Annotated in this window: 26 protein-coding genes and 1 other annotated feature; of the genes, 16 read left to right on the top strand and 10 right to left on the bottom strand. The window is 46.5% G+C overall.

All coding sequences use genetic code 11. The features are described 5' to 3' along the window. The first annotated feature begins 29 nt into the window (after positions 1 to 29). Together trmB and ON063_RS05360 are read left to right on the top strand one after the other, a co-directional pair. Positions 30 to 677, top strand: coding sequence for a tRNA (guanosine(46)-N7)-methyltransferase TrmB (gene trmB / locus ON063_RS05365; RefSeq protein WP_074033469.1), 648 nt, complete (start codon positions 30 to 32; stop codon positions 675 to 677). 105 nt (positions 678 to 782) lie between these two features. Further along, on the top strand, positions 783 to 1,346 hold the full coding sequence (locus ON063_RS05360) for a hypothetical protein (RefSeq protein ID WP_274664476.1): 564 nt from the start codon (positions 783 to 785) through the stop codon (positions 1,344 to 1,346). Here the strand turns inward: ON063_RS05360 and ON063_RS05355 are convergent. From ON063_RS05355 to ON063_RS05340, 4 genes are all read right to left on the bottom strand, one after another. After that, entirely contained in the window at positions 1,293 to 1,592 is a 300-nt protein-coding gene (locus ON063_RS05355) for a PTS sugar transporter subunit IIA domain-containing protein (protein ID WP_251126884.1), read from the bottom strand. The genes ON063_RS05360 and ON063_RS05355 overlap by 54 nt on opposite strands. A 61-nt stretch (positions 1,593 to 1,653) precedes the next feature. Then, positions 1,654 to 2,244: a dihydroxyacetone kinase subunit DhaL gene (dhaL, locus tag ON063_RS05350; protein WP_214746384.1), complete on the bottom strand. Its 591-nt coding sequence runs from the start codon at positions 2,242 to 2,244 to the stop codon at positions 1,654 to 1,656. Between the two features lie 19 nt (positions 2,245 to 2,263). After that, positions 2,264 to 3,241 carry a dihydroxyacetone kinase subunit DhaK gene (gene dhaK / locus ON063_RS05345; protein ID WP_274664475.1) on the bottom strand — a complete coding sequence of 326 codons (978 nt, stop codon included), beginning with the start codon at positions 3,239 to 3,241 and terminating at the stop codon, positions 2,264 to 2,266. A 102-nt stretch (positions 3,242 to 3,343) separates the two neighbouring features. Continuing rightward, on the bottom strand, positions 3,344 to 3,646 hold the full coding sequence (locus ON063_RS05340; protein ID WP_012726763.1) for a PepSY domain-containing protein: 303 nt from the start codon (positions 3,644 to 3,646) through the stop codon (positions 3,344 to 3,346). A gap of 138 nt (positions 3,647 to 3,784) precedes the next feature. On the opposite strand from ON063_RS05340, the gene ON063_RS05335 reads away from it, so the two are divergent. Together ON063_RS05335 and ON063_RS05330 are read left to right on the top strand one after the other, a co-directional pair. Continuing rightward, entirely contained in the window at positions 3,785 to 4,780 is a 996-nt protein-coding gene (locus tag ON063_RS05335; protein WP_274664474.1) for a M42 family metallopeptidase, read from the top strand. A 188-nt stretch (positions 4,781 to 4,968) separates the two neighbouring features. Further along, on the top strand, positions 4,969 to 5,985 hold the full coding sequence (locus tag ON063_RS05330) for a PTS transporter subunit IIC (protein WP_274664473.1): 1,017 nt from the start codon (positions 4,969 to 4,971) through the stop codon (positions 5,983 to 5,985). 20 nt (positions 5,986 to 6,005) lie between these two features. On the opposite strand, the gene ON063_RS05325 is transcribed toward ON063_RS05330, so the two are convergent. Beyond that, complete coding sequence (locus ON063_RS05325; protein ID WP_274664472.1) at positions 6,006 to 6,338, bottom strand: hypothetical protein; 333 nt, start codon at positions 6,336 to 6,338, stop codon at positions 6,006 to 6,008. A 116-nt stretch (positions 6,339 to 6,454) separates the two neighbouring features. On the opposite strand from ON063_RS05325, the gene ON063_RS05320 reads away from it, so the two are divergent. From ON063_RS05320 to ON063_RS05295, 6 genes are all read left to right on the top strand, one after another. After that, complete coding sequence (locus tag ON063_RS05320; RefSeq protein ID WP_074033461.1) at positions 6,455 to 6,766, top strand: thioredoxin family protein; 312 nt, start codon at positions 6,455 to 6,457, stop codon at positions 6,764 to 6,766. 6 nt (positions 6,767 to 6,772) lie between these two features. Beyond that, positions 6,773 to 7,567 (top strand): DUF1444 family protein, encoded by a 795-nt coding sequence (locus tag ON063_RS05315; RefSeq protein ID WP_214782144.1) that lies wholly within the window; start codon positions 6,773 to 6,775, stop codon positions 7,565 to 7,567. A gap of 54 nt (positions 7,568 to 7,621) precedes the next feature. Further along, positions 7,622 to 8,236 carry a YtpR family tRNA-binding protein gene (gene ytpR / locus ON063_RS05310; RefSeq protein ID WP_274664489.1) on the top strand — a complete coding sequence of 205 codons (615 nt, stop codon included), beginning with the start codon at positions 7,622 to 7,624 and terminating at the stop codon, positions 8,234 to 8,236. Positions 8,237 to 8,290: 54 nt separating this feature from the next. After that, positions 8,291 to 8,998, top strand: coding sequence for a hypothetical protein (locus ON063_RS05305; RefSeq protein ID WP_274664471.1), 708 nt, complete (start codon positions 8,291 to 8,293; stop codon positions 8,996 to 8,998). An 85-nt stretch (positions 8,999 to 9,083) separates the two neighbouring features. Continuing rightward, positions 9,084 to 10,391: a UDP-N-acetylmuramate--L-alanine ligase gene (murC, locus tag ON063_RS05300; protein WP_214746404.1), complete on the top strand. Its 1,308-nt coding sequence runs from the start codon at positions 9,084 to 9,086 to the stop codon at positions 10,389 to 10,391. Positions 10,392 to 10,488: 97 nt separating this feature from the next. Beyond that, positions 10,489 to 10,941 carry a Dps family protein gene (locus ON063_RS05295; RefSeq protein WP_214693309.1) on the top strand — a complete coding sequence of 151 codons (453 nt, stop codon included), beginning with the start codon at positions 10,489 to 10,491 and terminating at the stop codon, positions 10,939 to 10,941. A gap of 42 nt (positions 10,942 to 10,983) precedes the next feature. Here the strand turns inward: ON063_RS05295 and ON063_RS05290 are convergent, their stop codons facing one another. Then, entirely contained in the window at positions 10,984 to 12,096 is a 1,113-nt protein-coding gene (locus ON063_RS05290) for an aminopeptidase (RefSeq protein WP_214746407.1), read from the bottom strand. A 169-nt stretch (positions 12,097 to 12,265) separates the two neighbouring features. Here ON063_RS05290 and ON063_RS05285 point away from each other — a divergent pair, with 169 nt between their 5' ends. The 5 genes from ON063_RS05285 (at position 12,266) to ccpA (ending at position 16,312) form a co-directional block, all read left to right on the top strand. Beyond that, on the top strand, positions 12,266 to 12,778 hold the full coding sequence (locus ON063_RS05285; RefSeq protein ID WP_214782151.1) for a DUF948 domain-containing protein: 513 nt from the start codon (positions 12,266 to 12,268) through the stop codon (positions 12,776 to 12,778). A gap of 25 nt (positions 12,779 to 12,803) precedes the next feature. Further along, positions 12,804 to 13,352, top strand: coding sequence for a YtxH domain-containing protein (locus tag ON063_RS05280; protein ID WP_214746413.1), 549 nt, complete (start codon positions 12,804 to 12,806; stop codon positions 13,350 to 13,352). A gap of 251 nt (positions 13,353 to 13,603) precedes the next feature. Beyond that, on the top strand, positions 13,604 to 13,840 hold the full coding sequence (locus tag ON063_RS05275; RefSeq protein ID WP_274664470.1) for a hypothetical protein: 237 nt from the start codon (positions 13,604 to 13,606) through the stop codon (positions 13,838 to 13,840). A 239-nt stretch (positions 13,841 to 14,079) separates the two neighbouring features. Beyond that, the gene (locus ON063_RS05270) at positions 14,080 to 15,171 is read left to right on the top strand and encodes a bifunctional 3-deoxy-7-phosphoheptulonate synthase/chorismate mutase (RefSeq protein WP_274664469.1); all 1,092 of its coding nucleotides are present in this window, start codon (positions 14,080 to 14,082) and stop codon (positions 15,169 to 15,171) included. 127 nt (positions 15,172 to 15,298) lie between these two features. Further along, entirely contained in the window at positions 15,299 to 16,312 is a 1,014-nt protein-coding gene (gene ccpA, locus ON063_RS05265; protein ID WP_214746416.1) for a catabolite control protein A, read from the top strand. 51 nt (positions 16,313 to 16,363) lie between these two features. Here ccpA and ON063_RS05260 read toward each other — a convergent pair whose 3' ends face one another. Genes ON063_RS05260 through ON063_RS05250 form a run of 3 tightly spaced genes read right to left on the bottom strand, consistent with a single transcriptional unit; the run spans position 16,364 to position 18,803 of the window. Then, positions 16,364 to 17,533: an acetoin utilization protein AcuC gene (locus ON063_RS05260; protein WP_274664468.1), complete on the bottom strand. Its 1,170-nt coding sequence runs from the start codon at positions 17,531 to 17,533 to the stop codon at positions 16,364 to 16,366. Then, entirely contained in the window at positions 17,530 to 18,162 is a 633-nt protein-coding gene (locus ON063_RS05255) for an acetoin utilization AcuB family protein (protein WP_012726747.1), read from the bottom strand. Before ON063_RS05255 ends, ON063_RS05260 begins: the two co-directional genes overlap by 4 nt. A gap of 11 nt (positions 18,163 to 18,173) precedes the next feature. Then, on the bottom strand, positions 18,174 to 18,803 hold the full coding sequence (locus ON063_RS05250) for a GNAT family N-acetyltransferase (protein ID WP_274664467.1): 630 nt from the start codon (positions 18,801 to 18,803) through the stop codon (positions 18,174 to 18,176). A 155-nt stretch (positions 18,804 to 18,958) separates the two neighbouring features. Between ON063_RS05250 and acsA the strand changes: the two genes are divergently transcribed. Then, the gene (gene acsA / locus ON063_RS05245; RefSeq protein WP_274664466.1) at positions 18,959 to 20,665 is read left to right on the top strand and encodes an acetate--CoA ligase; all 1,707 of its coding nucleotides are present in this window, start codon (positions 18,959 to 18,961) and stop codon (positions 20,663 to 20,665) included. 41 nt (positions 20,666 to 20,706) lie between these two features. Here the strand turns inward: acsA and ON063_RS05240 are convergent, their stop codons facing one another. Then, a complete protein-coding gene (locus tag ON063_RS05240) occupies positions 20,707 to 23,151 on the bottom strand; it encodes a transglycosylase domain-containing protein (RefSeq protein ID WP_274664465.1) in 2,445 nt (814 codons plus the stop codon). A gap of 168 nt (positions 23,152 to 23,319) precedes the next feature. Further along, positions 23,320 to 23,510: a binding site (T-box leader), on the top strand. This feature is flagged as partial in the annotation.

Genomic DNA, 23,510 nt, shown 5'->3' with positions numbered 1-23,510 from the left:
ACATTTGATGAACGAAAGGTAGGATTTCCATGCGTTTACGACATAAGCCTTGGGCAAAAGAATATATGGAAGCTCAAGAACACGTATTTATTCAACATCCTGAACAATTAAAAGGGAAGTGGGACGCCGAGTTCGGCAATGACCACCCGCTCTTTATCGAAGTCGGTTCAGGGAAAGGACAATTCATTTTAGGGATGGCAAAACAACATCCGGACGTGAACTTTATCGCAATCGAACTATTTGAAAGCGTAGCTGTCTCAATCGTTCAAAAGCTCGTCGAGACACCGATGCCGAACGTAAGAGTACTGACGGTTGATGCGAAGCGACTCGTCGAATATTTTGAAGCTGGAGAAGTCGACCGCGTATACTTAAACTTCTCGGACCCTTGGCCGAAAACACGCCATGCGAAACGTCGCTTGACGTACAAGACATTTTTAGCGACATATGAAGCGATTCTTCCGAAAGCAGGGGAGATTCATTTCAAGACGGACAACCGCGGACTCTTTGAATACTCTCTTCAAAGCATGAGTCAATACGGGATGTTCTTCACAGAAATTTCACTTGATTTGCATGTAAATGAACCGGAAGATAATATTCGAACAGAGTATGAAGAGCGCTTCAGTGCGCTCGGTCAGCCGATTTATCGAATGGAAGCTGTATTCCGTCCGAAAAATTGACACGCTTTTTTCTTATTTTAATAGTATTTTCTTCACACTTTTTTCTTTCTTCTTGGTACAATAGGAATGACGCTAAACTGGAATAAGAGAAGGGGGAACATGGGGATGTTGAAAAAAGCATGGGCAAGCCTGCTTGCAGTAATCTTCATTCTAACAATCGCACCAATGAATACCTCAGCGAACGAAGCGTTCTTGGACGCACTCGAAGAGGATTTGAAAGCGACGCATTACGATTATAAAGAAGGAACAGCTGAAATCATCAAAGAAGAGACGCTTCGCCATTCAAATGGCAACGAAGTGATCGCGGCTGTCGTAGAACTCGATACGATTCGTGATGGGATCTTCATCACACGTAAAACCGAGTATCATTACTTTGATACGACAGACAACAAGATCCTCTCATCAGCAGATCTCGTAGAAGTTGAAGGAGCAGCCGAATTCGCAGATGCGAACATCGATATGCTCGGTCAACAAATTGTCTACTGGTTGCCGGTATTGGTATTGCTTCTATTGATTGCGATTCCAGCACTCATTTTGTTCTTGGTCGTACCACGTTTCTATTCAACAAGCTCATATATGAATGCCGTATATGAAAAGAATGACAACGGTACTTTTTCATTGTTGCTTCAACTGTTCGACGATATCTGTGAGAGACATGTCGTTTCCTGAGGAAACTGAAGCGATGAATGCACTTTCGACAATCGGACCGTCGAAAAATGCGACCTCTTTACTTCCTTCGTACATGTCGATGGCAAGTTCGGCGTTCATCGTCGCCGAACCGATATCGCTGAGAAGAAGCGCTTCCCCTTCGACTTGGTCGAGTGCCTCCAAGATGCGCGTGACGTCTGTTCCAATCGAACCGTCTTCGAGACCGCCGGCTAGATGGATGGGGACGGATGGTGCCATCTCTTTCATGAGATCTTGGATCCCTTCCGCAATTTTTGCACTGTGCGAGACGATAATCAATTCGACGATGTCAATCGACCTCCTTCATAATCGCGGCTAACAGAATCGAACTGGAGAGGGCACCTGGGTCGACCGTCCCACGCGAATTTTCACCGAAGTAGGAAGCTCGACCTTTCGTTGCCACCATATCTTCCGTTTTTTGCACAAGTTCGTCTAACTGTTGTTTGTAGTCGTCCCCTTGTTTCACATGTTCGAGGAACGGGTCCCAAACGTCGACCATCGTTTTCTGACCGACTTCTGACTTTCCTCGCGCTTTAATCGAATTTGAACCTTCTTGGAGTGCTTCTTTGAGAAGGTCAAAGTCGGCTTCGGTCGCATCCCCGAACTTGGTCGCCATCTTGACGAAAGCAGAACCATATAATGGACCAGCCGCACCGCCTACTTTTGACATCAGGGTCATCCCTACTTTTTTACTAAGCGCACCGAGAGAGTCATACTCTTCATCTAAAATGGAAGAGACCGCGTCGAAACCACGGGACATGTTGATCCCGTGATCTCCATCCCCGATGGCACGGTCTAAATCTGTCAGTGTGTCTTTTTGGTCTTCAATCCCGACTTGTGTGTCGCGTAACGCTTGCTTCATCCGATCAATCGTCAACATAAAACAAACACCTCATTCATCAAAGTTTAAATCCAAGTGCTTCCGATGGAGCATCCAGATAAGTGGTCATCTCATCATCAAGCGGTAAAAGGGTAATCGAGAATCCGTGCATCTCGAGTGACGTCATGTAGTTCCCGACATATTTACGTTTCAGCGTATATCCAGCAGCTTCGAGTTTTTGCGCGACGAAATGATACGTCACATATAGTTCGGACAATGGAGTCCCACCCATTCCATTTACCATAACGGCGACTTCGCCAGGCTCAACTTCTTTTTTCAAATGGCCGAGAAGGTCATCGACGATTTGGTCGACATCACTCGTTGGTTTACGTTCGACACCGCGCTCCCCGTGAATCCCGATCCCGATTTCCATTTCTTCCTCGTTCAAGTCGAAACCTGGTTTTCCACTCACTGGCATGTAGCAAGGTTCTACCGCCATCCCCATTGAGCGGACGTGTGATGCGACTTTTTCTGCAATCGATTTAACTTCCTCGAGTGATTTACCGCTTGCTGCAGCGGCACCTGCGATTTTATGAACGAAGACGGTACCAGCAACACCACGACGGTCTTCCTTGTTTGAAATCGCGACGTCATCGGCGACGACGACATGGTCGACTTTAATCCCGTCTCCTTCAGCCAATTCGGCGGCGAGTTCGAAGTTCATGACATCCCCCGAATAATTTTTGACGATCAACAAGACACCGTTGCCACCGTCAGCTGCTTTGATTCCTTCAAGCACCATGTCCGGAGTAGGGGATGTAAAGACTTCCCCGCAAACTGCCGCATCGAGCATGCCGTCTCCGACATAACCGGCGTGTGCCGGTTCGTGTCCGCTACCACCACCCGAGACGAGCCCGACCTTACCGGATTTTGCACCGTTCGCCCGACAGATGACATTGAATCCTTCGACACGACCGTACAGTTCAGGATGGGCATGGACCATTCCTTCTACCATTTGCGATACGAGTTCACTTGCCTCACCGATTAGCTTTTTCACGCGAGATCACTCCTTTTTTAAATTGAAAACTACCAATTTCAATTTTCCACTCTTTCGCTGTAACTAAACAAAAAAACCGACGAATCATTCGTCGGTTTCGTGTCATGCATATTCGAGTAAAGCGCCAGTCTCAGAGTCGACTGTGAACTCATACGTTTTTTCTTCGTCGTTCTCAAGAACCGAGATTCCACCTTTGTAGACATCGTATTCACGACCGTCGTATGTGTAAATCTCAGGTGATGCAGAGATCCATGCCCCTTGGACATGACCTTTAGCTGAGAAAGCACGTTTTGTGTATTCCAACGCGTTTTCTGCAGATAAGCTACGTTCATCTAAAGCCTTTTTCGTCATAAGTGCGGCAATGACGGCAACCCCGATTCCAATAAACCAATACCTTTTTTTCATATGACTACCTCCCCTTGAACTATGGCTATCATGTACATCGTACCAAAACCTGTACCCGAATGGAATGAAAAGCATTCGCATCCTATCAAAACTTTTGTATATAATGAGACAAGAACGGTTAAGAAGGGATGATAAAAGATGGATCAAAAGACGAGAGATTTATTCAAGACGTTAACAGAACTACCGGGAGCTCCGGGGTTCGAGTCAGAAGTTCGTCAGTTCGTACGTGAACGAATTGAACCACACTCAGATGAAATCGTCACGGATGGCATCGGATCAATTTTTGGGAAACGTGTTGGGGACGAAGCGGGACCTAAAGTAATGGTAGCCGGTCACATGGATGAGGTTGCCTTCATGGTGACACGCATCACGGAGAATGGAATGTTATACATACAACCGCTTGGCGGATGGTGGAGCCAAGTGCTCATGGCACAACGTTTTGACATCATCACTTCGAACGGGAAAATCCCAGGTGTCGTCGCGTCGACACCGCCTCACTTACTCGGACCAGATGCGATGAGTAAACCGATGGATATCAAACAAATGTTCATCGATATCGGTGCCGATTCAAAAGAAGAAGCAGAATCATGGGGAGTACGTCCGGGTGTTCCTGCAGTACCATCGAGCGCATTTACACCACTTCATCACCCGAAAAAAATTATGGCGAAAGCATGGGATAACCGTTACGGTGTCGGTCTTGCTGTCGAATTGTTAGAAGAGACGACAAAAGCAGATCACCCGAACATCTTGTTCTCGGGTGCTACCGTACAAGAAGAAGTTGGATTACGTGGAGCGCAGACAGCATCTGAATTGATTCAGCCAGACGTGGCACTCGTACTCGATGCTTCACCGGCGAACGATGCATCTGGAAGTAAGACGGAGTTTGGACAACTCGGTGAGGGTGCCTTGATTCGAATTTTAGACCGGGTCATGGTCATGTCGCCTGAAATGCGTGACTTCTTGCTCGACACGGCTTCTGATGAAAATATTAAGACGCAGTATTTCGTCTCGCCAGGCGGTACGGATGCTGGACGCGTGCATATGAGTGGCGAAGGTGTGCCGACAGCCGTCATCGGTGTCGCATCACGCTACATCCATACACATGCTTCAATTCTTCATACAGAAACGACTTGACCGTTCGACGCTTGAAACACTACGTCCGTCTCGCTAAACGTACATGCCGTTCACTCATGATGTTGAGTGGACGGTTTTTTGTATAGATGTTCTTGCTATTTCAAGAAAACACCTTATACTGATAGAGGTGTTTATACATGTTGTTTACTCGTGTCAATACACCTGTATTATTGTAAGGAGGATCTCATATGTTCAAGAAAAAAGGAATCTCACTTAGCCCGTCTGTTTATTTTGTGACGGCACTTAGTTATATGGCATTAGGGTTGTTCAGTACATTGATTATCGGCTTGATTATGAAGACGATTGGTGGTCAGCTTGAAGGGACCGCTCTTGCGGGAATAAGCGCGACGCTCGTTCAAATTGGGGACGTGGCGATGAGCCTGACGGGTCCAGCTATCGGGATTGCGATTGCTTATGCCCTTGAGGCGCCGCCTCTTATTCTATTTTCTGCACTCGTTGTCGGGACGTTCGGATACGAATTCGGACCTGCTGGTAGTTACATCGCCACACTTTTAGCTGTTGAGGTATCAAAACTTGTATCGAAATCGACGAAGCTTGATATTTTGGTGACGCCGTTTACGACAATCGCAGTCGGTTTTTTCACAGCGACATATATCGGAAAATATGTGGGGATGTTCATGACGCAGCTCGGTAGTTGGATCGAGTGGGGGACGGAGCAACAACCATTGTTCATGGGAGTCGTCGTAGCGACACTCATGGGATTGGCATTGACTGCGCCAATTTCGAGTGCGGCCATCGCTTTGATGCTCGGGTTGAATGGTATTGCGGCTGGTGCCGCGACGGTCGGATGTGCAGCTCAAATGATTGGGTTTGCGATTACGAGTTATCGCGATAACGGAGTCGGCGGAGCGATTGCGCAAGGAATCGGTACGTCGATGCTCCAAGTCGGGAATATCGTGAAAAATCCGTGGATTCTTTTACCCCCTACATTAGCTGGGGCTGTCCTCGCACCAATTGCGATTCTATTGTTTGAATTAGAAAGTGTGGCAGCCGGGGCAGGGATGGGGACGAGTGGACTCGTCGGACCGATTGTCATGCTTGAAACGATGGGCTTTAGTTGGTACACCTTTATCATTGTCCTCGGCTTCCTAGTCATTGGACCTGCTCTGTTAAGTTATGCGGTATACGCTGTATTGAGAAGGACTGGACGTATTCAACCGAACGATATGAAAATTGACTATTAAAAGAGCGGCGCTTTTTCATGTTATCCGATACCGAATAAGACTTTGACAGAATCCACCGTCTCGCGAGGGACGCGGAAGCTGATGAGGAACAGTAAAAGGACGATTACATAGATTGGGATCAAATATCGTTTTCGTACAATCGGTAAATGACGGGCGAGTTGCTTGAGCCACTTTTCGAGGACATAAATGACGGCAAAGCCCACAACTAGCCAAATCAAGATCTCGAGTCTCGTTTTATCGGTATCAATAAATAAATATCCATATCGCAAGATGGCGAGCATGCCAAAGACGCCGACCATCTGTTCGAGCAAATGTTTCATTTCAGGATTCAATTTTTCTCGTGTCAATTTCATATGGTTTCACCTGTTTCAACTAGTTTCGGCTTTGATTATAACAAACAGCAGAGCAGAATGTGTGACAGGACTTATGCTATTATAAGTGAGGAAAAAACGAACAGGAGTGGTTAATCATGAAACAACTATCAACAATGGCAGAATATACAGAAGCAAAAGAATCAAAAAGTATTTTCATGTTCTCGGCAACATGGTGTGGAGATTGCCGTTTCCTCGACCCGTTCATGCCTGAAATCGAACAGAAATTTGAAGACTGGACGTTTTATTATGTCGATCGTGACGAGTTTATGGAACTTGCGCAAGAACTCGATATTTTTGGGATTCCAAGCTTTGTCGCATTTGAAAATGGTAAGGAAATCGATCGCTATGTCGGTCGCGAACGGAAGACGCCGGAACAGGTCGAAGCATTCTTGAATGGATTAGGGTGAGCCTGTATGGAACGGAATGAGTTAAGACGCTATTTAGAAGCGAATTTTAAAGAGGATTATCGCACATCTTATGACCGCGAGAATGAGGTGTTGCGCGTCGAACGGAAAACTGATCGCTTTGGTGTGAATATTCGACTCGCACCAATCGTCGCGAAAGCGAAAACGCGGGGCAAAGTGGCAGTCGATGAAGTCATTGAATACATCGAGTCGGCAATGAAGGCAGATGATCACATCTCACTCGCTGGAAAATTGGATGCCATCTATCCGGTCATTCGTTCGAACTCGTTCGCAAAGACGACGAAAAGTGGGGAACCGCTAATTTTCAGTCCGCATACGGCGGAGACCGCCATCTTTTACGCGCTCGATCGCGGGAACGGCTATCGTTTAATCGAGGAGAAGCATGTATCCGGTGATTTGACGCTTGAAACGATTGAGCGCATCGCCCGGGAAAACGTCAAAAAACTCCCGACCGAGATGAAACAAGATGAAGTTGCCGGCAACCCATTCTACTTTTTATCGACGCGAGACGGCTACGAGGCATCGCGCATTTTAAACGATGATTTTCTTCGAATGATGGAGCGCCGAGTCGAAGGGGATATGCTCGTCGGTGTACCGCATCAAGATGTGATGATCATCGCCGATATCCGAAACGACCAAGGGTATGATGCGATGCAACAATTGATGTTTGACTTCTTTACCAATGGTCGTGTCCCAGTGACTGCACTCGCCTTTCATTATGAGGCAGGGCAACTTGAGCCGATTTTTATTGTCGGAAAAAAGACCCCGCCATCGAACACATAATCTGATAAAATAAGTGAGATGAGTTTGAAAGAAGGGACGTAGGAACGTATGCAAATGAATGTATTTTACAACCGAGAAGGAATCGGCGATGTACTCATGGTGTTATTGAAAGAGGGAGAACGTCACCATCAATCTGTAGAACGAACAGGTGACGTTGCCATCGTCAAATCTGAAGACGGAGCCGTTAACGGATATAATTTGTTTCAAGCAAGTGAGCATTTTGACGTCACAGGTTGGAACGGTCCGGTTGATTTGACGACGGAATTGGTTGAACAGGTACAAGCTGTCTTGAAGGAACATGGAATTGACGAAGACTTCTCATGGGTAGATGTGACACCGAAGTTTGTCGTCGGTTATGTGGAAAGTGCGGAAAAACATCCGGATGCGGATAAATTATCCGTTTGCCAAGTTCAAATCGACCAAGGCACTGTGCAAATCGTATGTGGCGCACCAAACGTCGCGACTGGCCAAAAGGTAGTCGTAGCCAAACCAGGAGCGGTCATGCCGACCGGTTTGATTATTCGACCATCGGCACTTCGCGGAGAGAGCTCGCATGGCATGATTTGCTCGGCGCGTGAATTAAATCTTCCAAATGCCCCGCAAGAAAAAGGGATTTTAGTATTAGATAACGAATATGAAGTAGGTACAGCATTTGAAATCGGTCGCTAAACTCGACCGATTTTTTGTTAAATATGGATTGAGTGAAAAAGCGAGGAATCAAGTATGGATGCATATGAACGTTCATTGAAACAACAAGCAGATCGAATCAAACGAGAGCTGTCGAGAGAAGGAAAGCCAGTCTCACCACCTCCGAAGGTAGATATCACCGATGAATTCATTCCGACTGATGTTCCTTCACCGATTTATGGATATGCCCGTCCGAAACCGAAGATTGTTCTACCGGTCGAGCATTCTCCTGAAACGAGAGAACCGCTCGAAATGAGCACAGCATCTGAAGTGGTTCTGCCAGAAGAGTCACTTCAAGATGAAGAGACCACTAATGCGATTAGTCCTGAAATAGACGCAGAACATGTTGAAGACATTTCCGGGGAAACAACCGAAGAAGAAAAATCGATTCTCGGTCAGGTTTCGATTTTAGATAACGGTTTCTCGTCTGTCTTTATGCAATCGACGGATTTATCCCGCTCGAAAAAAGAAGAGGTCGTGGAAGTTCAGCAAAGTGCAACGCCAGACGAAAGTTTAGACATCGACGGTTCTGTGGAACAAATCGGGGAATCGATTGAGCAGATTGCAGAAAAATTACAAACGCCATCTGAACAAGAAGAATTACCGGCTGATACCGAATTGACACCGGCTGTTCAAGTTTCGTTTAAAGCCGACCAACCGCCTGTAAACGTGATGATGACGCCAAAAGATCGCATGGCGATGTATCGTAGCCGACGACTTGCGCAAAAAAACAATAATCTGTAATAGCACGACTCAGTGAGTTTTGCTATAATGACAAAGGTTTGTCGCATTTTGACGAGCCGCAATGAATTAGGGGGGCTATTTACAGATGAACCGTTATCACTTCGTCGGAATTAAAGGAACGGGCATGAGTCCTTTAGCTCAAATTTTATTTGATATGAATAATGAGGTCCGTGGATCGGACGTTGAAAAAGCATTTTTTACAGAAGAAGCATTGAAACGAAAAGGGATTGAAATTTTGCCATTCGACCCTGAAAATATTTCTGAAGATCAAATCGTCGTACAAGGAAATGCGTTCAGCGACGATCATCCAGAAATCGTACGCGCGCGTGAACTCGGATTGACGATTTATAAGTACTACGAGTTTTTAGGTGAGCTCGCGAATCATTACACAAGTGTCGCCATCACAGGGTCACACGGTAAAACATCGACTACAGGTTTGCTTGCACACGTCATGCGTGGAATCGAACCGACATCATTCTTGATTGGTGATGGAACAGGTGAAGGTGTTGCCGATTCGAAGAACTTTGTCTTCGAGGCTTGCGAATATAAGCGTCACTTCTTATATTACCGTCCAGACTATGCCATCATGACAAATATCGACTTTGACCATTCGGATTACTTCTCTGGTTTAGACGATGTCATCGATGCATTCCAGGAGATGGCGAAGCAAGTGAAGAAAGGAATCATTGCCTGTGGTGATGATGAGAATCTTCAGCATATTCAAGCGAACGTACCACTCGTCTATTACGGGTTTGGGACGCATAATGATTTCCGTGCGGAAAACGTTACGTCGACAGAAAACGGAACGACGTTCGATGTCTTTTTACGTGATGATTTCTATGGAACGTTCCGCATTCCTGGATACGGCGACCATAGCGTGTTGAACGCTCTTGCTGTTATCGCTACATGTGATTACGAGAACTTGCCTAAAGAGTTGGTGAAAGAGCGTCTTGCATCATTCAACGGGGTGAAGCGTCGTTTTAGTGAATCAACGCTTAACAATCAAGTACTCGTTGACGATTATGCACACCACCCACGTGAGATTAGTGCAACGGTCGAAGCGGCTCGGAAGAAGTATGGAGAACGGGAAGTCGTTGCGATTTTCCAACCACATACGTACACACGTCTTAAATCATTCATGGATGACTTTGCAACAGCATTGGCTGAAGCAGATACGGTCTATCTTTGTGATATCTTCGGTTCAGCCCGTGAACAAGAAGGGACTGTCACAATCGAGGACCTTCAATCACGCATCGACGGTGCGCATATTTTGAAACGTGGTGGTACGAGCGTCTTACGCAACCATGACAAGGCAGTACTTTTGTTCATGGGTGCGGGTGACATCCAAACGTACCAACGCGAATATGAAGAAATCGTAAAACTTGAAGCATAAGACGGGGGAGGGACGAATGTCTCTCCTTTTTTATGTTTAGCCAACCAAAATCTCGGTAATAGTAGTATCGATGAATATGACAAAGGAGATGTTTGGAATGGCTAGTCAAGGTGCACTCAATACGTTAAACAAGGAAGTCGCAAACTATGGGTTACTGTTTGTGAAACTGCATAATTATCATTGGTACATTAGCGGTCCTCACTTCTTTACGTATCATGAGAAACTCGAAGAGCTGTATAACTTAGTCGCGGAACTCTACGATGACGTAGCGGAAAGACTTCTTATGAATGACGGTGAACCGTTTGCGACGATGAAAGAGTATTTGGAGCACTCGACGCTGACAGAAGGAGATCGTCATGCGGAGACGGATCAGATGATTAAAGATATCATCAACGACTTCAAACAAATTCGCCAAGAGATGCAAGATGCGATGGAAAACTTTGAAGACGGGGATGAAGCGATTGAAGATACGTTCGTCTCTCATATCGAGCGACTCGAAAAAGAGATTTGGATGATGTCTGCCGCACTCGGTAAAAAAACAAAATTGTAACCACCAAAATGGTGCGCCTGACGAAGGCGCACCATTTTTATATTATTTCAAGTTTTCCGGATTGAGTGGAAGCAACGCATCGATGACGAAACGTCCGTCTTTACGAATGAGGACATCATCGAACCAGATCTCACCACCGCCATAATCCGGGCGTTGGATGTTGACGAGGTCCCAGTGAACTGACGAGTTATTGCCATTATAGGCATCGTCATACGCTTGACCTGGCGTGAAGTGGAAGCTGCCGTCAATTTTCTCATCGAAGAGGATATCTTTCATCGGATGTTGAATGTATGGGTTCACACCGATTGCGAACTCACCGACGTAACGAGCTCCTTCATCTGTATTGAACACTTCATTGATTCGTTCTGTATCATTGGCCGTCGCGTCCACGATTTTGCCGTCTTTGAACGTCAATTTCACATTCTCGAACGTGAATCCTTGGTATGGAGATGGAGTGTTGTACGTGATCACACCATTGACCGAATCTTTTACCGGTGCCGTAAACACTTCACCGTCTGGAATGTTCATTTGACCAGAGCACTTGATTGCCGGAATATCTTTAATAGAGAACGAGAGGTCCGTTCCTGGTCCTTTCAATGTGACGCGGTCCGTCTTGTTCATCAATTCGACCAATCCGTCCATTGCACGGTCCATTTTGCCGTAGTCGAGTGTACATACATTGAAGTAGAAGTCTTCGAACGCTTCTGTTGATTTACCTGCCAATTGTGCCATTGATGGAGAAGGGTAGCGAAGTACGACCCATTTCGTCCCTTTGACACGGTCTTCCGTGTGCATTTTACCGAGCGTGGCACCGACGAGTTTTTGTTGCTCACTCGGCACATCAGAGAGTTCGTTGATGTTATCACCGGCACGTAAGCCGATGTACGCATCCATTGCCTGCATCTGTTTCCGTTCGATGTCAGCCATGAGTTCGAGTTGCTCACGACTTGCTCCCGTATACAATTTGCGTAAGATGCGGCTTTCTTTCAACAAGACGAATGGGTGTCCGCCGGCCTCATATGCTTTTTCGACGAGTGCCTCGACGAGCGATTCCTCTACGCCAAAATTCTCAATCAGTACTTTTTCCCCCGGTTGTAACTTGACGGAATAATTGATTAAACCGTCTGCTAATTGTGTAATTCTTGGATCTCTCACACGACCACCCCTAATTTTTTTTATGAATTTCTATTTTAGTGTAATCGAAAACATAAAAACGGGTAAAGGAATAATCAGACCGAATGGCGAAAACGGTTGTAGCAAATCTTTTCAGTCATAATGGTGCTATAATGAAACAAGAAACGATTGAATAGGAGGAATGGATTGAATGGAGATCACATTAGGAGGCATCGCCGGCCTGATTGCGGCCCTCGCGTTTGTCGTACTCGTCATCTTCTTGGCACGTGTCTTATCGAATGTAAACCGTACACTCGGTAGCGTCGCCAATACGACAGAAAACTTAGAACGCCAGCTCGACGGAATCACAATGGAAGTGACGGCGCTCTTACATAAGACGAACCGTCTCGTTGACAACGTGGAAGAAAAAACAGAGTTGCTCGCACCTGTTGCTCATGCACTCGACGAATTAGGTACATCGCTGAACGAGGTAACCGAATCGGTCCGTACCGTCTCAACTTCTGTCCACTCGGCAGCGGATGAAAACAAAGAACAGATTGCTCAAGCGGTTCGATGGGGATCGGTCGCGGTAGAATTGTTCAAGAAAAACAAACCAGAATCTTCAACTACGAAAGAACGTCCACGTCGTCGAACGCGACGTGAAAAGAAAGAAGAAGCACCTGTATCGCCCGACATGATTAACACGGACGATACGATCAAATAACGATACATCGGGGAGGAACTCACACATGACAGACCAAAAACAACCAACAGAACAGAATCAATCAAGTAGTGGATTTTTGACGGGTGTCATTCTTGGAGGGATCGTCGGAGCGGCTGTCGCACTATTGACATCACCGAAAAGCGGACGAGAAGTAAGAACATACCTAGATGAAAAGACATCTACATCGCGTGAACGATTGACTGTCAAATCGAAGGAAATGCGTGAGAAGGCAGAGCCAGTCGTCGGCGAGTGGATTAAAGTAGCGAGCGATAAAGCGGCACCGGTCCTCAATATCGTGAAAGATAAGGCGCGTGAAGCGGCCGAATTGAAACAACAGATGGACGAGGATGACCTCTCAATCGAAGAAGCGATGGAGAAAGCGGATCAACTCGTCGCGGAAGCGGAATCCGAAGTGAAAGAACAGATGGACCGCGCGGCTGAAGAAGAGACGACGGACTCATCACTTGAATCTGAGTCGGACGATTCACTCGAAGCACCTGTCAATGAGATGCTCGATGATGAGTCGAAAGAAGAACTCAATGATTTGAAGAAAGACCTTAAGAAGGAAGAATAATGTAGAAGGATCGTGAACTGAACCCTGAATGATTGTCACTTGATAAAAAGTGCTCATTCAGGGTTTTTGAATGTGATCGAATCGATATGATGAATCTATTCGTTCAGACGAGAGTTTCGAAACGTAAATCACTCCACTATGAAACACGAAATTAAAGACTACTCAGTATTGGCGAAATTGAGAAAGATAGAAAAAATCGTGAGAAAAGTGTATAAAGACGGTTATAATATTTTTTGTTTGTAGGAGGATATATGATTATTGAAATTGACGGATACTATAAGCAATATCTACTAAGGGGAAATGAATGTACTTTTAGTGAACTCAAAGAAATCTATGCAGCAATTTTAAAAGTGACAGATTCTGCTTTTGAAGTAGGTTCAATATTATGCAGTAATTATAATTTTGAAGAAATCTCATTAAATGAAGTTGTGAATGTACGATACGTTATTGATACAGACACACAAATTGTCTATGAACCATCAAATTAAAATTTCATATTTATAGTTTGATGGTAGAAAAAATATTAGTTATCTAGATAACTATCAAAACGCACACACTATTTGAGGCATTCGTTATTAAATTTTCCCTAAATTAGGTTTCAGTTCAGAACGCGTTCGGTCCTTTTTTGGTGATTTTGTGACGTAGAAGGTTTCCTTATGACAAAGCGCACAAAGTTCGATATAATTAGGTTTCTGGAAAGAACGGCTTAAGAATGTGAGGGAAACGAATGAGTCCACAAGATCAATTGAATCGATTACGTCGAGAAATGGATGAATTGAACCATGAAATGCTCGACTTGCTAAGTCGGCGTGGTGCACTTGCCGTCGAAATTGGAAAAATCAAACGTCTTCAAGGCGTCGAACGATACGACCCGGTCCGGGAACGAGAAATGCTCGACTTCATCGCAGCTTCGAATCAAGGACCGTTCGAAACGTCACGTCTTCAACATATTTTTAAAGAAGTATTCAAAGCGTCTGCTGAACTACAAGGCGAAGATCGGGATAAGACGTTACTCGTTTCGCGTAAACGTCAACCGGAAGATACGTTGGTCCATGTGAAGGACGTGACGATTGGGAATGGACGTCCGCAGCTGATTGCGGGGCCATGTGCCGTCGAATCGTTCGAACAAGTGAACGCGGTCGCAGAGAAGCTCGCGTTGTCTGGAGTGAAAGTGATGCGAGGCGGGGCATACAAACCACGTACATCGCCGTATGACTTCCAAGGCTTAGGCTTTGAAGGGTTGAAAATGCTGAAGGCGGCTGCAGACCGTCATGATTTACGCGTCATCACGGAGATTATGACGCCAGGAGCAGTCGAGTCGGCCTTGCCATATGTCGATATCATTCAAGTTGGTGCTCGGAATATGCAAAACTTTGATTTGTTGAAGGAAGTCGGTAAGACAGACAAACCGGTCTTGTTGAAGCGTGGATTATCCGCTACAATCGAAGAGTTCATTTATGCGGCAGAGTACATCATGGCGAGTGGGAACAGCCAAGTCATCTTGTGCGAGCGAGGGATTCGGACGTATGAGCGTGCGACACGCAATACGTTAGACATCACGGCGGTGCCGATTTTGAAACAAGAGACGCATTTACCGGTTATGGTAGACGTCACCCATTCGACAGGTCGTCGTGACTTGTTGTTACCGGCTGCAAAAGCAGCGCTTGCCATCGGGGCAGACGGTGTCATGGTCGAAGTACACCCGAATCCTGCCATTGCATTATCGGATGCGCAACAACAATTGGATTTCGATCAATTCGATCAATTTGTGGAAGGACTGACGGTCCAGTTTCCCCAACTTGATTTGTTGAAAAAGTAAGCTTTCCAAATGGAAACGTTTTATATCGCATGAAGACAGGGTAAATGGATGACAGATACCTGTCTTCCTTTTTTAAGACGTTTTATGAAAACTTTTTGAAAATCAGGACTTGTAGGAGGAGTAGTTTATGAATAGTAACAACGTAACGATTTACGATGTCGCACGAGAAGCCGGGGTGTCCATGGCAACCGTCTCTCGTGTCGTCAACGGGAACCCGAACGTCAAACCGACGACACGCAAGAAAGTACAAGACGCGATTGACCGTCTTGGGTATCGTCCGAACGCAGTCGCGCGTGGACTAGCAAGTAAGAAAACGACGACGGTCGGTGTCATCGTACCGGACATCTCAAATATTTTCTTCGCCGATTTGGCACGAGGCATTGAAGATGTGGCGACGATGTACAAATACAACATCATCCTTGGAAACTCGGATTCAAGTCGTGACAAAGAAGTCCATTTACTGAACACACTTTTAGGTAAACAAGTGGATGGCATCATCTTTATGGGTGGACGTTTGCATGAAGATCTCGTCGAAGAGTTCAAAAAATCACCGGTTCCAATCGTTCTCGCAGCGACGTTGAACCAAGGATATGACCTCCCGGCCGTCAACATCGATTATGAGCAAGCGGCATATGACGCGACTCAGATGTTGATCAACCACGGGCATGACCGTGTTGGATTCATCACTGGGCCACTCGAGCAACAGATTAATGGTGAGAAAAAATTCGCGGGATACCGTCGCGCCCTTGAAGATGCAGGTCTTCCATTCCACGACAACGATATGATTCTCGGGAATTACACATACGCATCAGGTCTTGAAGCGATGCAAAAAATGTTGCAGCGAGACGATTGCCCGAAAGCAATCTTTGCTGGGACTGATGAGATGGCCCTCGGTGTCATCCATGCCATTCAAGATGCCGGCTTCTCGGTTCCGAACGACTTTGAAGTCGTCGGTCACGATAACACGCGTCTCGCGACGATGATTCGTCCGAAGTTGACGACTGTCGTTCAACCGATGTACGATATCGGAGCCGTCGCGATGCGTCTCTTGACAAAGATCTTGAACGCAGAAGAAATCGAAGAGAAAAACGTCGTGCTTCCTCACCGGATTGAGCGTCGTGATTCGCTTCGCCAAGACTAACGAAAAGCCTCCCCATCCGTCACGTCATGTGAGGGATGGGGAGGCTTATTTTTATAGGTATATTGACTTTCGATCATTTGAAATAAACGGCCAAAAGGCTCGTTTCGTGACTTCCCAATTTTTTTCTTCGATTTGTTGACGCCGTGGGATATGGTCAAACGCATAAAGAGAGTCGTCCCACTGAGTAGGCAACGGTTGACCAGCGATACTTGACCATTGCTCAATCCACTCTTGCGGGATATCCCCAGAATAGGGCGCTTCTCTCGTCAACCCTGCCCATACTTGAGCCCAAGCGCGTGGCACGGCACGATACCAGTCATACCCGCCGCCACCAAGGGCGACGAGACGGCCATCTGTATATTCATCAGCCAGGCGTGAGGCAATCTGTGGGATTTGTTCAAACGTCCGTATCGTTGATGCCAGATGGGTGAGCGGATCAAAGACATGGGCGTCTGCACCGTTTTGGGTCAAGATGATATCGGGTTTAAACCATTCGCACGCCTCGCGCAAGACAGTCTCATAGCACGTCAAGAAAGAATCATCTTGCGTGAACGCATCGATCGGTACATTCCAACTGTAGCCGTATCCTTTGCCGTTCCCTCGTTCTGTCACCATTCCGGTGCCGGGGAACAAATAGCGTCCCGTCTCATGAATCGACAGTGTCATCACGTCATCATCGTCATAGAAGAGCCATTGAACGCCGTCTCCATGATGCGCATCGGTATCCACATAAAGGACGCGCGACCCGTATTGTTTCCTGACATGAGCAATCGCGACGGCTGCGTCATTGTATACACAAAATCCGGATGCCTTGCGCCGCATACCATGATGTAAGCCGCCACCGACATGGAAAGCGCGCTCCGCTTTCCCGCTCGCGACCAAATCGAGCGCATGAATCGTCCCGCCGACAAGACGAGCGGCTCCCTCATGAATCGTCGGAAAGATCGGTGTGTCTTCCGTACCAAGACCAAACTTATTCGCTTTCAGCGTAGAAAGTTCTCCCGCAGCCGCAGCTTGGACGGCTTCGATATAATCGAGGTCGTGAACGAGCGCTAATTCTTCAACCGAGGCGAGTGGAGGAGCCACACACTCCGATTTGGAAAGTTTTCCGGCTGCAATCAAAAGTGATGTCGTCAATTCCAGCCGTAGCGGATTGAACGGATGATCCTCATGAAAGCGATAAGACGTTTCGTCTTCGCCAAATATGTAAATCGGTCTCATCGCGACATCTCCGGACCGAGGACATCATAGCCTTCACGTTTCAACCGTTCGATGATTCGGAGCGGATTCATCGTCTGGACGCGGAACGAGATGATGCGTTTATACGGATCGCTCGTCGGATGAACGAAGACGTTGATGATATTGACGTTTGTTTTAGCAAGGAGGCGGGTCACTTTTTCAAGTGTCCCGGTCGTATTTTCGACGAGGATCTCGATTTGCGAACTCGGCTCGAGTGCGCCGGTCAATTGTACGAAATAGCGTAATAAATCGGTCTCTGTCAATACACCGACGAGCTTCCCTTGTTCGACGATGGGGAGACAGGTTAGCCGGTTTTCATAAAACAAAGCTGCGGCATCTTCAAAGAAGTCGAAAGGATGCGCTGTCGGTACCTCTGAACGCATGATACTCGATACAGGGTTTTGAAAGTCTGCATTTTCACTTTCGGGATGAAAGACGCTCGTCGCACCACTCATCTCAAATTGTCCGACGATCCCGACGACTTGGCGGGCCGGATTTGTCACAATCAAATGTCGGACACGATGCTCGCGCATCAATTTGGCGGCATGAGCGATCGTATTGGTCGGTTGAATCGTCACAACATGTCGATTCATCATCTGTTCGATTAGCATGAAATCCCTCCTTAGTCGTACATGAATCGCCGGCGAAGCCGTAGCGAATCAAAATGGTCAATGGATTCTTGGCGCACGTTTTTGCCGATGCGAGCCATCAAACAGTTGGCAGGGTGAGAGGCGATTTCAGGATCGTCTGTCGGGAAGAAGACAAGTCCACCGTGATTCATCATCTTCTCCATGACTTTTCGATAATCCCAAATCGAGAGTCCGCTACCTTTCAAATCCCAGTGCCAATAATATTCAGTCGTTAAAATCAAAAAGTCATCCATATGTGGGTCCATCATCGATACTTCGAGTAATTGTTTTCCAATTCGTTGACCACGGAAGCGGGGACTCACCTCGATTGCCCCAAGTTCAAGAATGTATGGGTCGTTTCCTTCACTCCACCGCTCATATGGGTCAGGATAGAGGAATGTCACGTAACCGATCACGAGATCATCCTGTCTGGCGACAATGATTCTTCCTTCTTTCAACCCAGCAATATCGACAAGAGCCTCGTGCTGATCTTCTGGTTCACGAAAAGCCGTCAATCCTTCATCAAGACGATACGTCTGCAACACGTTGGGCGCAACCGGACCGTCAATCGTGACGTCACCTTGTGAGGTCTGCCACACTTTTGAATGATATTGTTTTTTCATTGGGTCACCACCTTTTCCACCTCTTATTATAGCGCTTTCATCAAGTAGGAATCATCCTGTTTTGATGAAATTGGAAATTCATTGATTTGTCATAATTTTAACACTATACTGAAAGTGGTTATACCAATCTGTACAGGGGAGGCGAATCTTTAGCGATGGAAAAATTGAAAGCGTTAACAGGGGAACATCAATTAGCGTCGTATGAAGAGGCTTGTCAGTCGTTTGAATGGACACAAGCAGAAGCTTTATTTTCTTGGAACTTAACGGGGAATGTCAATTTGGCATACGAAGCAATCGATCGTCATGCGGAAAGTGAATTGGCGACGAAAGTGGCATTGCTCTATTTCGATGGGGATCGGGAAGAGCGCTACACGTATGCGGATATGAAGCAAGAAAGTAATCGTTCTGGAAATGTTCTGAAGTCGATTGGTGTGGAGAAAGGCGACCGCGTCTTTATCTTTATGCCACGTCAACCAGAACTTTATTTTATTTTACTCGGTGCCATCAAACTCGGTGCCATCGTAGGACCGTTGTTTGAGGCGTTCATGGAACAGGCGGTACACGATCGATTGCTCGACTCTGAAGCAAAAGTGATCGTGACGACGAAAGAATTGTTGCCGCGTGTACCGGTCGATCAGTTGCCGCACCTCGAGACGATTCTGCTCGTCGGTGACGATGTCGAAGAGTCAGAGAAAGTGCTCGACTATCGGAAATTGGCGAACGAGGCGACGACAGAACTCGGGTTAACATGGGTCGATCGAGAAGACGGTCTGATTTTACACTATACATCGGGATCAACAGGGAAGCCAAAAGGGGTCCTTCACGTTCATAACGCCATGATTCAACATATGATGACCGGTAAATGGGTGCTTGACCTTCAGCCAGACGATATTTACTGGTGCACCGCTGACCCAGGCTGGGTAACTGGGACAAGCTACGGGATTTTTGCACCGTTCTTGAACGGGGCGACGAACGTCATCGTCGGGGGCCGATTCAACCCTGAGTTCTGGTATTCGGTCATCGAACGATTCGGTGTGACGGTCTGGTATAGTGCGCCGACGGCGTTCCGCATGCTCATGGGCGCGGGAGATGAGGCGTTTGAAAAGTATGACTTGTCGTCATTGCGTCATATTTTATCGGTCGGTGAGCCGTTGAACCCTGAAGTCATTCGTTGGGGCCACGAGGCGTTCGACCTCCGAATCCATGACACATGGTGGATGACAGAAACGGGCGCGATGATGATTTGTAACTATCCGACGATGGACATCAAACCTGGTTCAATGGGGAAACCGATCCCAGGATGCGAAGCTGCGATTTTGGATGATCGGGGTCAACCACTTCCGCCACACCGAATGGGGAATTTGGCACTCAAAACGCCTTGGCCATCGATGATGCGGAAAATCTGGAAGAATGATGCGAAGTATGAGAGCTATTTCTGGGGAGATTGGTACGTATCGGGCGACTCGGCTTACATGGATGAAGACGGATACTTCTGGTTCCAAGGACGTGTGGATGACGTCATTATGACGGCTGGAGAGCGTGTCGGTCCTTTTGAAGTCGAAAGCCGACTCGTGGAGCACCCGGCTGTCGCTGAGGCGGGTGTCATCGGGAAACCGGACCCAATCCGAGGCGAAATCATCAAAGCGTTCATTGCGCTTCGGAAAGGCTATGAGCCGTCAGATGAGTTAAAACAAGAAATCCAGCAATTCGTCAAAGAAGGATTAGCTGCGCATGCGGCACCACGTGAAATTGAATTCAAAGACAAGTTGCCGAAAACGCGAAGCGGTAAGATCATGCGTCGCGTCTTGAAAGCTTGGGAGTTGAATCTGGAGACAGGTGACCTCTCAACGATGGAAGATTAAGATATACAAAACGGTCGACACGCGATGTGTCGACCGTTTGTTTATGCACCGTCCGAATCGGCATTCCCTTCAGCTGGTTGCTCAGCTTCTTGTTGCGCCTCTTCTTCAGCTTTCTTCTTCGCTTCTTCCTCGGCTTTTTTCTTTGCCTCGGCTTCAGCTTTTGCTCTAGCTTCTTCTTCTTTTTTCTTAGCGGCAGCATCGGCAGCGGCTTCTTGTTTCTTCTCTTCAGCCTCTTCCTTCGCTTCCTCCGCCTCTCGTTTCTTCTCTTCTTCTTCCTTCTTCTTCTCTTCCTCTTCTTTTTCTTTCTCTTCTACTTTCTTCTTCTCAGAGAATGAACCGGAGTCTTTGAAGTCTTTCGCAGTTACGCTAGAAGGTTGATTGAAGCGGGCATTTGATGCAAAAATTTCAGGTTTGACACCGTAGACATTATTAGCAATTTGAGACCACATATTTTGCGTTCGTTGATAATAACGTCCGTATCTACCTGTGTCATCTAACCCATTTTCTTTATCATAGCCTGTCCATACAGCTAATGTGACGCCAGGGGTAGAACCAACTAAATAGGAGTCTCGACGATCTTGGGTTGTACCGGTTTTCCCCATCCAATCTCCAGGTACTTGTAGTAAAGAGTTGGCATATGTGGCTGTTCCAGATGTGTAGACATCCCGGAGCATATCGATGATCAGATATGCTGTCCGATCTTCATAGATTCGAGTTTTCTTCTCTTGATGTTGATAGATTGGTTCACCTTGATACTCCACGCTCTCGACAATATAGGGTTCAACGTGTTCGCCCATGTTTGCGAGCATAGCATAACCTGATGCGAGAGATGATAAGGAAACTGAACTTACTCCAAGTGCCATAGAAGGAGCAGTTCGATCGGCATCGGGAACATTCATCCCCATTTTTACTAGTTTTTCAGTATCTTGAACAAAGTTAGCACGTTCTTCATAAATTTTTACTGCTGGTACGTTACGAGAACGCTTCAATGCTTCACGTGCAGTCATTGGACCAGCGTATTTTAAGTCCTCGTTCCGCACGGGAATGGTATCGGGTTCAGAACCATATTGATAGTTGTATTTTTCATCTACAATCACAGTATCTGTCGTAATGAGGTCTTGTTCGATTGCATTCGCATACACAAGAAGTGGCTTCGCGGTTGACCCGATCTGACGCTCCATTTGGCGGGCGCGGTTAAAATCATCTGTCTTACCATTTATATAGCGTCCACCAACAAAACCAAGAATTTTTCCGGTTTTATTTTCAAGCATGATTGACGATGTTTGTTCTGGTCCATTTTCAGGGTCTTTTACATTGTTTGGGCCAAAGTTTCCATCGTTTTTCGCTGGTTTTTGCATTGCCTCATAAATCCCTTTATCTAGCGTCAACTTGATGTTGTAACCACCCTGACGAAGGGCGTTATGCGCACGACGAGCATACGTACTGAGTACTTCTTGTCGGTCCTCGGTGTTCAGTTCGCTGACGTCTACCCCGTCTTGTGCCAATAAGTGATCACGTACAATCAAGCGAGCTTCATCTTCCGCCCACTGCACGACGTACGGATATTTATCCCGTGGTTTCGACTGCGTCTTCATGAAGTCTTGCGTAATGTCATAGTTATACGCTGCGTCATACTCTTCTTGTGTAATCTTTCCAGCGACATACATCCGGTTCAAGACGGTCTTCATTCGGTTGACCGCACCTGACACATCTTCTTTAATGACCCCACCTTGATAGTAAGGTGTATAGAAGAATGGGTTTTTCGGAATACCTGCTAAAAATGCTGCTTGTGGAAGCGTTAATTTCTCGGCAGATGTATTGAATACGCCGTTTGCAGCAGCTTCGATACCTGAAATGTTACGCCCCATCGAGTTACGACCGAATGAGACGACGTTTAGGTATGCATTTAAAATTTCATCTTTATCCATCGCTTTTTCAAGACGAAGGGCAAGTAGGATTTCTTTTGCTTTCCGTTCGAACGATACTTCATTCGTCAACATTTGGTTTTTAATCAATTGTTGCGTCAAGGTCGAACCACCTGTGCGATCCTCTGACCCTGTCGCTTCTTGTAAGATGGCACGAAGCGTCGCTTTCGGCACGACTCCATCGTGTTCATAGAATTCAACGTCCTCAGTCGCTAGAAGCGCATCGACCACATAGGGTGACACTTTTTCCATAGGGATTGGAACTCGGACTTCATCGGTCGTATAGTTCCCGATGCGTTCACCGCTCCCGAAATAAATATTCGACGTCGACGTATACGTATTGATTTGTGACGTCATCGTTTTATAGGCAGGGGTCGGCATATCTTTGACAAGGGATGCGAAATATCCGACACCGATTCCGGCACCTAAAAATCCGATTAGTACAACAGAAATGATGGTGAGGAGTAAGACGTTCCACGACACATCATAGATCACATTGGCATAGCGACGTGTTTTCATGGACGTCGGATTATTCCATAAGTCTCGAATCTTCTGCAGCATGACAGCCTCCTTAATATGGTGTAAAACTATTTTAGACAGTAATATATTCGATTATAGCACAATTCAACCTACACCTTACCTTGAAACCGAAGTCTCGTGCAAGTTTCATTATGGGAGTTGACAAGTTGAAAACGATGCTTATAAAATGAATAGCATAGTCAACGATATCATGACGCGATGAAGAAAGCGAAGTAGTCGGTGGGCCTCTTGTCCAGAAAGCTAGTGGTTGCTGTGAACTAGCCAATGCCAAACGATGAATTACACTTTCAGAGCGTGCCTTTAGGCCGGTTCGAGACCGTTATCTCTCGCTCAAGCGGTCGCAAATTGCGACAAGTAGGGTGGTACCGCGGAATCTCCGT

Source organism: Exiguobacterium sp. B2(2022) (genome assembly GCF_028823655.1).
Lineage (GTDB): Bacteria > Bacillota > Bacilli > Exiguobacteriales > Exiguobacteriaceae > Exiguobacterium > Exiguobacterium aestuarii_A.
This window is presented reverse-complemented; position numbering and strand designations above follow the sequence as displayed.

Bases quoted from the DNA above. Each gene is read 5' to 3' on its own strand.
- ON063_RS05325 (WP_274664472.1), bottom strand. From the start codon at position 6,338: ATGAAATTGACACGAGAAAAATTGAATCCTGAAATGAAACATTTGCTC.
- ON063_RS05240 (WP_274664465.1), bottom strand. From the start codon at position 23,151: ATGCTGCAGAAGATTCGAGACTTATGGAATAATCCGACGTCCATGAAA.
- ON063_RS05285 (WP_214782151.1), top strand. From the start codon at position 12,266: ATGGAGATCACATTAGGAGGCATCGCCGGCCTGATTGCGGCCCTCGCG.
- dhaL (WP_214746384.1), bottom strand. From the start codon at position 2,244: ATGTTGACGATTGATCGGATGAAGCAAGCGTTACGCGACACACAAGTC.
- ON063_RS05260 (WP_274664468.1), bottom strand. From the start codon at position 17,533: ATGAGACCGATTTACATATTTGGCGAAGACGAAACGTCTTATCGCTTT.
- ON063_RS05335 (WP_274664474.1), top strand. From the start codon at position 3,785: ATGGATCAAAAGACGAGAGATTTATTCAAGACGTTAACAGAACTACCG.
- ON063_RS05330 (WP_274664473.1), top strand. From the start codon at position 4,969: ATGTTCAAGAAAAAAGGAATCTCACTTAGCCCGTCTGTTTATTTTGTG.
- ytpR (WP_274664489.1), top strand. From the start codon at position 7,622: ATGAATGTATTTTACAACCGAGAAGGAATCGGCGATGTACTCATGGTG.
- ccpA (WP_214746416.1), top strand. From the start codon at position 15,299: ATGAATAGTAACAACGTAACGATTTACGATGTCGCACGAGAAGCCGGG.
- ON063_RS05255 (WP_012726747.1), bottom strand. From the start codon at position 18,162: ATGCTAATCGAACAGATGATGAATCGACATGTTGTGACGATTCAACCG.
- ON063_RS05250 (WP_274664467.1), bottom strand. From the start codon at position 18,803: ATGAAAAAACAATATCATTCAAAAGTGTGGCAGACCTCACAAGGTGAC.
- ON063_RS05305 (WP_274664471.1), top strand. From the start codon at position 8,291: ATGGATGCATATGAACGTTCATTGAAACAACAAGCAGATCGAATCAAA.
- ON063_RS05275 (WP_274664470.1), top strand. From the start codon at position 13,604: ATGATTATTGAAATTGACGGATACTATAAGCAATATCTACTAAGGGGA.
- murC (WP_214746404.1), top strand. From the start codon at position 9,084: ATGAACCGTTATCACTTCGTCGGAATTAAAGGAACGGGCATGAGTCCT.
- ON063_RS05360 (WP_274664476.1), top strand. From the start codon at position 783: ATGTTGAAAAAAGCATGGGCAAGCCTGCTTGCAGTAATCTTCATTCTA.
- ON063_RS05315 (WP_214782144.1), top strand. From the start codon at position 6,773: ATGGAACGGAATGAGTTAAGACGCTATTTAGAAGCGAATTTTAAAGAG.
- ON063_RS05280 (WP_214746413.1), top strand. From the start codon at position 12,804: ATGACAGACCAAAAACAACCAACAGAACAGAATCAATCAAGTAGTGGA.
- acsA (WP_274664466.1), top strand. From the start codon at position 18,959: ATGGAAAAATTGAAAGCGTTAACAGGGGAACATCAATTAGCGTCGTAT.
- ON063_RS05320 (WP_074033461.1), top strand. From the start codon at position 6,455: ATGAAACAACTATCAACAATGGCAGAATATACAGAAGCAAAAGAATCA.
- ON063_RS05355 (WP_251126884.1), bottom strand. From the start codon at position 1,592: ATGAAAGAGATGGCACCATCCGTCCCCATCCATCTAGCCGGCGGTCTC.
- ON063_RS05295 (WP_214693309.1), top strand. From the start codon at position 10,489: ATGGCTAGTCAAGGTGCACTCAATACGTTAAACAAGGAAGTCGCAAAC.
- trmB (WP_074033469.1), top strand. From the start codon at position 30: ATGCGTTTACGACATAAGCCTTGGGCAAAAGAATATATGGAAGCTCAA.
- ON063_RS05270 (WP_274664469.1), top strand. From the start codon at position 14,080: ATGAGTCCACAAGATCAATTGAATCGATTACGTCGAGAAATGGATGAA.
- ON063_RS05340 (WP_012726763.1), bottom strand. From the start codon at position 3,646: ATGAAAAAAAGGTATTGGTTTATTGGAATCGGGGTTGCCGTCATTGCC.